At 68.5% G+C, this 10251-nt stretch carries 14 protein-coding genes; 8 read left to right on the top strand and 6 right to left on the bottom strand.

Translation table 11 applies throughout. The features are described from left to right. Nucleotides 1-219: 219 nt before the first annotated feature. The gene (locus tag AB0950_RS39930) at nucleotides 220-405 is read left to right on the top strand and encodes a hypothetical protein (protein WP_366780767.1); all 186 of its coding nucleotides are present in this window, start codon (nucleotides 220-222) and stop codon (nucleotides 403-405) included. 815 nt (nucleotides 406-1220) lie between these two features. Beyond that, on the top strand, nucleotides 1221-1481 hold the full coding sequence (locus AB0950_RS39925; protein ID WP_366780766.1) for a hypothetical protein: 261 nt from the start codon (nucleotides 1221-1223) through the stop codon (nucleotides 1479-1481). Between the two features lie 202 nt (nucleotides 1482-1683). Here AB0950_RS39925 and AB0950_RS39920 read toward each other — a convergent pair whose 3' ends face one another. Then, a complete protein-coding gene (locus AB0950_RS39920) occupies nucleotides 1684-2649 on the bottom strand; it encodes a PIN domain-containing protein (protein WP_366780765.1) in 966 nt (321 codons plus the stop codon). 268 nt (nucleotides 2650-2917) lie between these two features. Here AB0950_RS39920 and AB0950_RS39915 point away from each other — a divergent pair, with 268 nt between their 5' ends. The 3 genes from AB0950_RS39915 to AB0950_RS39905 all read left to right on the top strand — a co-directional run bounded on the left by AB0950_RS39915 (nucleotide 2918) and on the right by AB0950_RS39905 (nucleotide 4120). Then, a complete protein-coding gene (locus AB0950_RS39915) occupies nucleotides 2918-3154 on the top strand; it encodes a hypothetical protein (protein WP_366780764.1) in 237 nt (78 codons plus the stop codon). A gap of 330 nt (nucleotides 3155-3484) precedes the next feature. After that, entirely contained in the window at nucleotides 3485-3733 is a 249-nt protein-coding gene (locus AB0950_RS39910; RefSeq protein ID WP_366780763.1) for an antitoxin MazE7, read from the top strand. 3 nt (nucleotides 3734-3736) lie between these two features. Continuing rightward, nucleotides 3737-4120, top strand: a complete 384-nt coding sequence (locus tag AB0950_RS39905; RefSeq protein WP_366780762.1) for a toxin Doc — start codon at nucleotides 3737-3739, stop codon at nucleotides 4118-4120. Between the two features lie 510 nt (nucleotides 4121-4630). Here the strand turns inward: AB0950_RS39905 and AB0950_RS39900 are convergent. The 5 genes from AB0950_RS39900 to AB0950_RS39880 form a co-directional block, all read right to left on the bottom strand. Further along, nucleotides 4631-4804, bottom strand: a complete 174-nt coding sequence (locus AB0950_RS39900; RefSeq protein ID WP_366780761.1) for a CsbD family protein — start codon at nucleotides 4802-4804, stop codon at nucleotides 4631-4633. A 378-nt stretch (nucleotides 4805-5182) separates the two neighbouring features. Next, nucleotides 5183-5926, bottom strand: coding sequence for a hypothetical protein (locus AB0950_RS39895; protein ID WP_366780760.1), 744 nt, complete (start codon nucleotides 5924-5926; stop codon nucleotides 5183-5185). Next, nucleotides 5923-6246 (bottom strand): hypothetical protein, encoded by a 324-nt coding sequence (locus AB0950_RS39890; RefSeq protein ID WP_366780758.1) that lies wholly within the window; start codon nucleotides 6244-6246, stop codon nucleotides 5923-5925. Before AB0950_RS39890 ends, AB0950_RS39895 begins: the two co-directional genes overlap by 4 nt. Further along, nucleotides 6243-6734 carry a hypothetical protein gene (locus AB0950_RS39885; RefSeq protein WP_366780757.1) on the bottom strand — a complete coding sequence of 164 codons (492 nt, stop codon included), beginning with the start codon at nucleotides 6732-6734 and terminating at the stop codon, nucleotides 6243-6245. Before AB0950_RS39885 ends, AB0950_RS39890 begins: the two co-directional genes overlap by 4 nt. Then, nucleotides 6731-6901: a hypothetical protein gene (locus AB0950_RS39880; protein WP_366780756.1), complete on the bottom strand. Its 171-nt coding sequence runs from the start codon at nucleotides 6899-6901 to the stop codon at nucleotides 6731-6733. Before AB0950_RS39880 ends, AB0950_RS39885 begins: the two co-directional genes overlap by 4 nt. Nucleotides 6902-7055: 154 nt before the next feature. Here AB0950_RS39880 and AB0950_RS39875 point away from each other — a divergent pair, with 154 nt between their 5' ends. From AB0950_RS39875 to AB0950_RS39865, 3 genes are all read left to right on the top strand, one after another. Next, nucleotides 7056-7514, top strand: a complete 459-nt coding sequence (locus AB0950_RS39875; protein ID WP_366780755.1) for a hypothetical protein — start codon at nucleotides 7056-7058, stop codon at nucleotides 7512-7514. A 25-nt stretch (nucleotides 7515-7539) separates the two neighbouring features. Further along, nucleotides 7540-8844, top strand: coding sequence for a hypothetical protein (locus AB0950_RS39870; RefSeq protein WP_366780754.1), 1305 nt, complete (start codon nucleotides 7540-7542; stop codon nucleotides 8842-8844). Nucleotides 8845-9472: 628 nt separating this feature from the next. Then, nucleotides 9473-10018 (top strand): hypothetical protein, encoded by a 546-nt coding sequence (locus tag AB0950_RS39865; RefSeq protein WP_366780752.1) that lies wholly within the window; start codon nucleotides 9473-9475, stop codon nucleotides 10016-10018. Nucleotides 10019-10251 lie beyond the last annotated feature (233 nt).

Genomic DNA, 10251 nt, shown 5'->3' with positions numbered 1-10251 from the left:
CCGCAAGGCCCGCTGCAGCACCAATCGGATCAGCCGGACCGTTGCCGCCGTTCACACCATCGAGACCGCCTGGCGATCAGGATGAGAAAGCTTCAGTGGGAGGCCAAGGAACCAGTAGGACTTATTCACTCACCCGGGTCGGCTCTGAGGCGAAGGGGTGGTGGCGGATCACCGGAGTGGCTCTGTAGGAGTACCGCATCGGTGAACCGGAGGAGCCTCATGCGCCTGTCGTTGAAGGCCAGCTTCGCTGCCGCACTCGCCTCCCTGTCCGCTCTCGTATTCGCGGCGGCCGCCAGCGCCCCCAGTGCCCGGGCCGCCGTGGAACCGCAGCCGCCTACCGGCTGGAAAATGCTGGTGCACCAGATGTCCAGCACGTACCTGTTCCCGGACAACTACGCCGACTGAGGTTCCCCCGCTGCGCGGGGTGGCTGACTAGCTGGTCAGGGCAGGTTGACGTGGTTTCAGGTCCTGTGTCGTGGCTCCGCGAAGCCTGTCCGGGTGGGTGAGCAGAACGTCTCATCGTCCTGAGTGGCCCGGCTGGGGGCCGGGCGGCACTGCAGTGGTATTCCGTACCGCGCACCGATGGAAGATCATCTGCCTGATAGCCCTCACCATCTGCGTCGTCACGCTCGCGGTCGGCTTGGCAACGGGTGGCATCCCCATTGGCCTTGGTAGTGACAGCGCTCCCAACGGCCATGGAGAGGGAGGCGCCCCCAGTTCAACCCCGGTCGCCATCTGGCCGCTCGTGATCTCTGGGGCCTCAGACCTCGGTGCCCTGTTGAGTGGTGCTGCAGCGATGATCACGGCACGGCAGACAGCCCGCCAGCCCAGGCCACGACAGCCTGGTCCCTCGCGCCATGCCCGGCATTTTTCGGAATCCCACCACTTACGTCGCCCACGCGGACAACGGTGGTAGCCCTGTGGCCGAGGCGCCGGTTGTAGTCGTCTACCCGCTCGCGGAGGACGGTGGTCGCCGTGTCCTGTCGGAGGTCGGTTCGTGCGGACGGCGTACACCGGCATGGAGCCGGAGAACGTGGCGGGCGCGGACCGGGTGGAGTGGTGCGGCGGTGGGCCGGAGGAATGGCGGCGCTGAATCGGCCAAACCCCTTACAAGCATGCGTGTCGTGGGTCACACTGGGCTCTCAGTTTTGAGTTGTGGGGGGACGATGAGTAGTCCGTACGTCAACGCGCCCATCCGGGCCCGCATGTACTCATCCACCGTGCACAAGGTGGTGTGGGTCGCCGTCGTGGTCGTATCCGCCGGCCTGCTGGCACCGCCGCTGTTCTTCATCGCGGCGAAAAAGCGGGTCGTTGCCATGTACGTCCCCGCTCTCTACGCCATTTTCGCCTGGGGCACGCCGATCGTCGCGTCACTGGCCGGCAACGCGAAGAACTGGTCCGGAGGCGTGCTGGTATTCACGTTGATCGTCGCGGCTGTCCACGCGGCGCTCCTGGACACCGACTGGAAAGCGGGCCGGTAGTGCTGGGGCTTGCGATCTCGCTGGTTCGGCTGACGCTCCGTCTCAGCTTCGGGATGATCGACATGATGTTCTGGGTGTGCACCTTGGGCAAGGTGGACCCGAGGACGCGCAGGTTCGTGTAGACGCGTACGTGATCCGTCGGCCCGCCAATCCCGTGAAACGGCGGGCCGTCCTCGTCATCTGGATGACTCCGTGGTCGGGCTTATGCGCCGGACGGATCATCTGACTGGGCCTCGCGGGCAGCCTGCCGCTCACGCCGCTTTGCGCGGGTGCCGTTGCCCCGGTTTTCCTCTGCCGTCCAGTCGGGTTCCGGCCCAGGATCCTTCGCCGGCACCTTCGTCACCTTCAGCCCGGCCGCTCGGCCGCGGGTGTGCTGTCCGGTGTCGCACGTCAGCAGTCGCACCTCACGGGCGGCGAGGGCCTGAATAGCCACGGCCCGATCGATGATCTCGTCATCGGTGATGGGCAGGCGGACGTGGCCGGGCTGGTCTAGGACAATCTCCACCTTCACCTCGCCGCGCCACTGATCGGTTTGGCCACCGAATTCCGCCTGGCGCAGAATGCCGATGGTGGAACCGTTGAGCACCGCGTCCAGCAGGCCAAGTGTGTGCGACGCTCGATAGCGCGCCCGGTGCTTGCCGGAGTCCTTCAGGGCATCCAGTTCGTCGACCACGGCGATGGGGAACAGCAGGCGGATATGTTCTGGCCCCCGCACATCGAGGACCTTGTGCAGGTCGACGTCCGCCAACCTGTCGGGGTTTTGAATGTAGAAGCTGGAGTCGGCGACGACGAACCACTCCGGCCCGGTCCAGCGTTCTATCTGCGCGTTCAGTGCGTCAAGGGCGTCTTCAAAGGATTGGATGCGCTCGTCAACCTCGAGGTTGACGAGGCCGTTGACGAGGCGTTCCTGAGAGCTGCCAGCGAGCGTGCCGCAGCTGCTCAGGAGGGACTGGTAGCGGCGGGTGAGGACCAGGCGGTCGATGTCGTCGTCGCTGATCTGGTGGCGGAGGTCGCTGGCGGTGTCGGTGGCCCAGTTGAGGTAGCGCATAAGCCGGGAGAAGGCCGTCTCAGGTCCGGCTCCTTTGAGCCCGCCGGCCGTAGTGTGGGCGTTGCGGATTGCGTCTCGGATGTTTTTTCGGTTGGCTCCGGGCCGGGGTGTGATGAGCATGCGCTGATCCTGCCAGGACCGGGGTGGTCGGCTGGGGCCGATTCCGGTACACGGAGCTTGGTGGGCCAACGGCGCATACATCTACCGTGCTGGCGTTCACGCGCGTACTGTCGGCGTCCCGCGAAGGGGCACCTTGGGGGTGCCTGGCCCGCCGGCTGTAGGGGTACACGCCCGGCGGGCCGCGCCATGTCCGGGTGCCCCTTTGTCTGCGCCCCGCCAGCAGAGTGATGCTCGCAGCGGCCTGGTGTCCCGAATATCGGTTGGATGGTTGGTAGACGACATCATTCAGCAGGTCGGGGCCTACACGATGGCGGGGATCAGCCGGGCCGTGCTGCGTGGGCCAGGCGTTCACAGGCCCGCGACACCATCCCATATCAGGTCAAGACAGCACGACTCGGAAAAGCAGGCCAACCTGTTCGCCGGCGCCATGGGTGCCTGGAAGAACCCTGCCAGCGACCGCACCGTCGATTTCGACGACCCGGTTGAGGTAGCGGAGGTCATTTAGTTCGCGGACCTACTGCTGCGCCAGGTTGAGCGGGGCAAACGCCGCATCGGTGAGGCATGCGCATAGAAGGCGCACATGGTCCGGGTCTGCAGAGCCGTCGGCCGTCCCGTGGAGAGGCCGGGAGGACGGGCGCGGCCCCGGCCGGGTGACAGCACATGGATGCGGCCAGAGGAGGGGGTCCGTTGTGGTTGTCTATTCCGGCCGCTTCCTTACCGCTGGCCTGCCACTTCGGCGACATCGCGGTCCCAGGAGGGTCCAGGCAGAGGAGGCCGAAAAAGGTTCACAACGAGGAGGTAGCGCGGCGGGTATACCTTCTGGAATACTGCGGGTATGGCTGAAACCACTGTCAAGGTCGACACGAGCACCAGGGACACCCTGCAGGGCCTCGCCGCTGCGGAAGGCCTGTCTGTGAAGGCCTACCTCGCCAAGGTGGCTGCGGAGAAGGAGCAGGAGCGAGCCCTGCAGACGGCGACCGCCGCCTTCCGCCGCGCGATCGGCGAGCCCGGCGTCATGGATGCCTTCGATGCGGAGTTCGGTGGGCTGCCGTCCGTGGCGCACCACACCTCGCGGGCGGCCTGACCTGTGCCTCCCGTTGTGTACGTCGACTACCGGTGGTTGCTCGAGCGCCAGGAAGAGATCCTCCGGGACGACCTGACCGTCAACGACTTCTCTGTGCTCGTCGGCATGGCCCAGCGCCACCGGGTCGACCCGCCCCGGCATGATCAGCATCATCCCGACGCGTTCTGGCGGGCTGCGGTCATGCTCGAGGAGTGCGTGCTGCTTCGCCCGCTCCCGGCCCGCAACGAGGTGTACGGATACGGCGTCGCCATCGCCTACCTAGAGGCCTCCGGAGAACGCGTGGACACGAAGTTTGAGCTCTGGCGGGAACTGATCTACGACATCCGGGGCCTGCGGCTGGACTCGTACGGCATCGCCGACAGACTTCGTTCCTGGCGCCAGACCTGACCCTGACCGGCGCTGCGTATTCGAGAGAGAGTCGTCGGTTGCCTGCTCGGAGGACCGGGCTACGTGCTCCGCGAGTCCGCGCAGCACACCGACCCGTCGCCTCCGTCACGGCCGTAGTCTGCGCGCTGCACTGGCAGACGCTACCGGGGCCCGGCCCCGAACTGGTGGTCTGGCTGCAGCTCGCCCCGGCACCGTGCTGCTCGCCACTATCGACTTGCGGCGCACCGGCTGCCCGACACGCTCACCCTGCCAGGCGCCGCGGCCGCGCTCGTCGTGCTGGGCGCCGCCACGGTGGTGCCTGGCGCCGGGGACAGTTGGACGTCCGCGCTGCTCGGCCCCCTCTTGGGTCCTGCGTGGTCGACGGCCGGCAGCCCGTGGCTCCCCTGCGACGCGCCAGGAGTGACGGAGTGGGACGCGTGTGTCACAGGCGGTTCCGCGACGACTTCGGTAGCAGGAAGGGCCCTCACCCCTGTTGGGTGAGGGCCCAGCACTCGCGAGCGGCGCCAGAGGTCAGCGCTTGAACATGTCCTTGATCTTCTCCTTGGCCTGGCGCGCATCGCCCTTGGACTTCTCCGCCTGGCCCTCGGCGACCATCGGGTCATCGATGGCGGCTCGCCCCGTGGCCCTCTTGAGCTTTCCCTTGGCCTGCTCGGCCTTGGCCCTGGCCTTCTCACCAGCCGACATGGCAGACACGCCTCCTGCCGTGGTTAACGAGTTGTCCGCGTGTAGCGGCGCCTCCCGTGTGCCCAGCACCGCCCCTCACAAACGGGGCACATGACCACGAAAGGAAGCGATCGCGTTGCCTGGATCGGGGCCGCCCCGGCCGGCGCTGTACGTGCCGGGGCAGACGGGGCGCGACTCCGTGATTTGGGCGGACGTGCCTCACGCGTGAGGAGCACGATCGTGCCTGCCTGTGGTGTGGGGGAGAGTCAGCCCACGACCGGTTACTGACTCGCGAGGAACATACCTGGTCTCGGGTATGTGCCAAACAGAACGTTGACGATCGTGTGAAGGAGTGCGCGGCGGGATACCGGGGGAAGCATCGACCGCCGCGCACCCCGCCTACGCGTGAGCCGCGACGGCCTCGTCGAGACTCACGATCGAGCAGTCGTTCAGCGCCCGCACGAGCTGCGCGGCGACCGTCCAGCCCAACAGCGGCGACTTGAACGGCACGACACCCGACTCGACCGGGAGCGGCCCGAGCCGACTCGCGGTGTACCGGCGCCCCCACACACCGCATACCTCGGACCGGCCGACCCGCACGGCGACGCTGCCCTGCCACGTGTGCGGGCACTGCGCGCGGGCGGTGGCGACGCACGGCGGGCAGATCGGCGGGTGTGTGGTCACCAGATCGTTTGGCCACCCTTCCCAGTCCGCGCGAGCGTCCTCGATCAGCCGCAACACGCGGCCATCGTCGTCCTGGTCGGCGGGCCCGCCGCACACCTGGCACAGCAGATCGGCCATGCAGCGGCGTTGCCGGCCTGGGTGGACGTCGACGTACCGCGGCCGGCCCTTGCCTGGAGTGTCGGGGCGGCGCAGCCACAGCACGCCCCGGCCGTCGCGGTCGGCGGGCATCTCGCCCTCGTACCGGATCCCGCCGAGCAGCCCCTGCACGACGGGAGGCTCGGCGGCGAACCGCTCGCTCGACCATGCCGCGATGTACGGCACCCGGTCGGGTTTCTGCCGACAGAGCTTGTGCGTGTACGCCGGCGTCACCGGCACCATGCCGCCCGACGGTCGGCTGCGGGTCACCCGCTTGCGCGGCTCGCCGTTCCTGATCGGCTGCCAACAGATAGTGCAGATCACGACTCGGTCACCTGCCGTAGCTCGAGCACCCGGCGGGCAAGTTCCGCAACGTTGAGCGCCCCGGCGAACCCCTCGCGGTTTTGGAACGAAAGGGCGTCGTCGGCGGTGTCGGCGGCGTTGACGAGGGCGTACCAGCCTCGGCAGCGCACCTGCCGGTGCTCGGCCATGGCACGCGCGATCACCTGTAGCCGCTCGATCTCTTTGCGTAGCCCCTCCTCGATCTCGATGAGCCGCTCGCGTGTCGGCTGCCTGCGCATCGCGTGGAACGCGCCCTCGATCAGCGCGGGGATCGGGTCGTCGGGCAGCTGCTCGGCGGTCATTGGACTGTGTCCATGTGCGTGGCGGCGAGCGCCGCGGCGTACGCCTCGTGCAGCAGATCGGCGTCGGTGAGCGGCCCGCACTCGAGCGGCGAGACGATCCACGTGTGCGCCTGCTGCGTGCTCGGGGCGACCGTCGCGGGGTGCGGCACGGCGATAATGCCCTTCGTGAGCACTTCGGCATCGGGCAGGTGCCATTCGGCGCCCGAGCCGACCGGCACGAGCACCTCGACGGCGTCGGGGGTGTGCTGCGCCGGCCCGACGGGCGTGCCGGTGTGACGCATCTGCGTGAGCGTCTTCCAGCCGAGGGCGCGCGGCAGCCGTACGACGTCCCATGCCTTGCCTACGTCGGCCTCGGCTAGCGCGCCCCGATCCCAGGCGGCGAGCGCGCCGGTAACGCTCGCGGCGTCTTTGATCCAGTCGAGTGGGACGAACCCCTCGAATCCGCCGGTGACTAGCCGGGCACCCGCAATGCTCGTCTCCTCGATCACCTGACGGCCTCCCTGCGTGCTGTGGGCAGCCCGAGCAGGAACGCGAGCCGGTCGGCGGTCGCGTGCTCGTCGCCGTGCTCGCCGATCTCGTAGCCGTAGTCGGTGAGGTACTGCCCGCCGTGCGCGGTGACGCTCTCGCCGAGTCCGGGGTGCAAGGGGTTCCTCACGCTGACAGCGTGTTGATCCTGGTTCGTCACTGACAGCCCGCGCGCTGCGAGCTGTTCGGCCAGAACGGCCGAGGCGGTCCTCGCATCCATGCTTCGATCCCACTGCGGGGCGTGCAGTCGCGGGATCTGACAACCTATGACACGGAGTTGATCAATGCCTCTAGCTGCGGCGATTACCGGAACTCGGGAGACCGGGCACCGGGAACTCGTCTGGTTCAGCGACCTGTTCGGCACCTACCTCGCGCCGTGGGCGAGCGATGACACGCACTTCTACATCGGCGGTGCGAAGGGAATCGACAGCCTCACGCTGCTGTGGTTGGCAGGGAACGCTCAGGCGCGGATCACGGTCGTCGTACCCGGCACGGTCGCGCAGCAGCCGGCCGAGGCACGGCAGGCGATCGAGCGGTGCCGCGAGCGAATCGCCGAGGTCGTCGAACTTGGCGCGGCCGAGCTGCGCGCCCCGGCCTATCATGCCCGGAACCGGTACATGGTCGACCGGGCGCAGATGGTGATCGGGTTCCCGCTCGAGGGGCCCGCGGGCGCCTCGGGCACCTGGCAGACGATCAACTATGCAGCCTCTCAGGGGAAGCCGCGACTGATCGTGCCCGTATGAGCTACGCAGCGTGCATCATGAGGGCATGAGCGCGCACAACAGACTCGTCGGCGCTGCCACGCTCAAACGCCTGCGGTTCAGGCGCGGTTGGTCCCTCGCCGGTCTCGCCCGAGCCCTCATCGGCGCGGCTGCCGAACTCGGGCAGCCGCTCGGTGCGAGCGTCGCGAGCGTGCAGCGGACCGTCGCACGGTGGGAATCCAGGAAGGCGCCGATCCTGCCCGGCGACCGCTATCAACTGCTGCTCGCCCACCTGTACGCGCGTAGCACCGACGGGCACACGTCGCTCGGCACCGGGTCGGAGTTCGCCGAGCTGCTCGACGCCCTCGCACACCTCGGCGACAGCGAACGCCGCCTCGATGAGCTGCGCACCCTGCTCGTACGGACCGCGACCAACGACGGCAGCGGGCTGCTCGCACTGCTCGGCCCGTCGACGCAACACGCTCTGTCGGCCGCCCTCGCCGACCCGTCGCGCCTCGACGAGGGGCTGCTCGCCGACATGCGGCTCGCCGTCGGCGACGTGAACGGGCAAGTCGGCAGTGTGCCGTTCGTACGCGTACAGCTGCTGCTCGCGCCGATCGTGGAGTCGTGCCGCCGGCTGCTCGACGCTGCGGTACCCGAGCCGCTGCTGCCCGGCCTGCAGTCTGTCGCCGCGCAGGCATTCACCATCGCCGGCCGGGCGGCATTCGAGACGCACGACGACGCCGCGGCGCGAGCGCTGTACGCCGAGGCGACCACCGCCGCGGGCGCTACCGGCTCCTCGTGGCATCGTGCCATCGTCAACATGAGTCACGCCCTGGTCACCCTGTACTCGACGCCGGGGATCGAGGCGGCGCAGCGGCTCGTCGACGCCGCGGTGCGCGACGCCCGTGCGGGCGAGAGCGTGACGGTCCGGGCCCGAGCGCACGCCCTGCAGGCGGAGATCGCCGCCCGCGCCGGCGCCGAGCGGAACGCGCGGGCGGCGCTCGCCCTGGCCTGGTACGACATGGACAGCGACCGCGACGGCGACCCGGCGTCAACGTCGTTCTCTGTGGCGCACTTGCGAGGGTTCGAGGGTGTATGTCGGCGACCCGGCCGAGGCACACGACTACTTCGCCCGGTCAGCCGAGGCCCTACAGGCGCCGCGCGAGCAGGTGCAGCGGGCGATCGTGGCCACCGATCAGGCGCTCACCCGGATCCGGCTCGACGAGCCGCAGTCGGCGGCCGAACTGCTGCACGTCTGTATCGACGCCGCCTCGGCGACCGGCGGCAGGGTTGCCTCCATCCGGCTGCGCCGAGCCCGCAGCGACCTGCGGCCGTGGCGGCGCGAGGATTGGTTCGCCGACCTCGATGACCACCTGATCGACTCACTCGGCGCGTAGCCGAACCCGGACACACGAAATCGCCCCTGCCCCGGCCGTGAGGCCAGACAGGGCCCGCAGTGTTGTTCATGCGATACGGCGTCGCGCAGCCGGTAGTCCGAGCAATGTCGACGACGGGCTCAGCGACGGATCGCTCGACTCGGGGCGCCGTCGCGGCGGCAGACGAGCGCGTCAGGGTTCCACGATGGAGCCTGCAGGCTGCACCCGTCCGGGCATGTCTGCCGGGCCAACTGGGCGGCGTTCCATCGTGGCTGCAGTACGACGAGACGCCGGCATGCCCGTCGTGCGCGCAGCCGATGAGCTTCATGGCCCTTCTGGAGGAGGGACGTGACCACCGGACAGCGATGAACTTTCGGTGGAGGCGGCTGCGGATACGCCTTTGCATGCGCGCGATGCCGGGAAGGCGCGTTCCTGTGGCAGTGCTGATCGGTCATCGCTGAGAGGACCTGGATGGCACGCCTCTGTCCGGATCGATCGGAGCCGGGTGTCGGCGGCCAGTAGAAATTCGCCACGTACGGCCAGCTCGATTCTCTAACTGGCAGTCACACTCAGTAGTCTCGGTGCTGGCTCGTGGATCTGGCGCATGAAGGGGTTGTGATCGTGGCACGTACCTGGCTGTCCATTCGGGTGGAATTGGTCTCCGGGCACGGTGCAGACCTGTGGCCTCGCCCCGGCCGGGTCTTCGCCGCAGCGCGCTCGCACTCCTTCGCCCAGTTGGCCACGGCGATCGATCTGGCCTTCGCTCGCTGGGACCTGGCGCACCTGCATCTGTTCACGTTGTCCGACGGCACCCGGGTCAGCCCCCTGGACTGGTGGGACGGCGAGGCCCCAGACGGTACCGTGGATGGCCATGCCACCAAGCTGAGCAGGCTGCAGGCCGGCGAGCAGTTCGCCTATGTCTTCGACATGGGCGACGACTGGGCTCACCTGTGCACGGTGGCGGAGAAGCGCATCGACCCCCTCGACGAACTCGGCGAGGCCCCCGACCGCCCGGTTCCCTACTGGGGCTGGGGCAGCCTCCCGGACCAATACGCGCGCCGCTGGGACGGGGACGACGGGGAGTCGCCGATGCCGAAGCGGCCGGCCCGCGGGCTCAGCGACCTGCCGCCGATCCTGCCGTGGTGGGGCGAGCGCCGCCGAGGATGACTTCACGCTGGGTAGGCGAAGTCGCCGCCAGCGGGGGAATCGAAGTGGCCATGGTGGGGAGCTGAAGTGGCCGCGAGCGGGGAAGACCAACTGGCCGCTGAAACCGGAAGAGGCAGGCGTCCTTGCGTCGTACCTCCGCACTGAGCTGACCCCGGATTCGTGGAGTCCCTGAAGCCAGGCTTATGATCCTGGCCCGAAGGAGAACCACGAGCAGTGCCAGCACCACGCAAATA

The organism is Streptomyces sp. NPDC007189 (assembly GCF_040703635.1).
GTDB lineage: Bacteria > Actinomycetota > Actinomycetes > Streptomycetales > Streptomycetaceae > Streptomyces.
This window is presented reverse-complemented; position numbering and strand designations above follow the sequence as displayed.

What these genes read in the sequence shown, in the direction of transcription:
- AB0950_RS39930 (WP_366780767.1), top strand. Translation starts at nt 220, where the DNA reads ATGCGCCTGTCGTTGAAGGCCAGCTTCGCTGCCGCACTCGCCTCCCTG.
- AB0950_RS39920 (WP_366780765.1), bottom strand. Translation starts at nt 2,649, where the DNA reads ATGCTCATCACACCCCGGCCCGGAGCCAACCGAAAAAACATCCGAGAC.
- AB0950_RS39910 (WP_366780763.1), top strand. Translation starts at nt 3,485, where the DNA reads ATGGCTGAAACCACTGTCAAGGTCGACACGAGCACCAGGGACACCCTG.
- AB0950_RS39900 (WP_366780761.1), bottom strand. Translation starts at nt 4,804, where the DNA reads ATGTCGGCTGGTGAGAAGGCCAGGGCCAAGGCCGAGCAGGCCAAGGGA.
- AB0950_RS39890 (WP_366780758.1), bottom strand. Translation starts at nt 6,246, where the DNA reads ATGACCGCCGAGCAGCTGCCCGACGACCCGATCCCCGCGCTGATCGAG.
- AB0950_RS39875 (WP_366780755.1), top strand. Translation starts at nt 7,056, where the DNA reads ATGCCTCTAGCTGCGGCGATTACCGGAACTCGGGAGACCGGGCACCGG.
- AB0950_RS39870 (WP_366780754.1), top strand. Translation starts at nt 7,540, where the DNA reads ATGAGCGCGCACAACAGACTCGTCGGCGCTGCCACGCTCAAACGCCTG.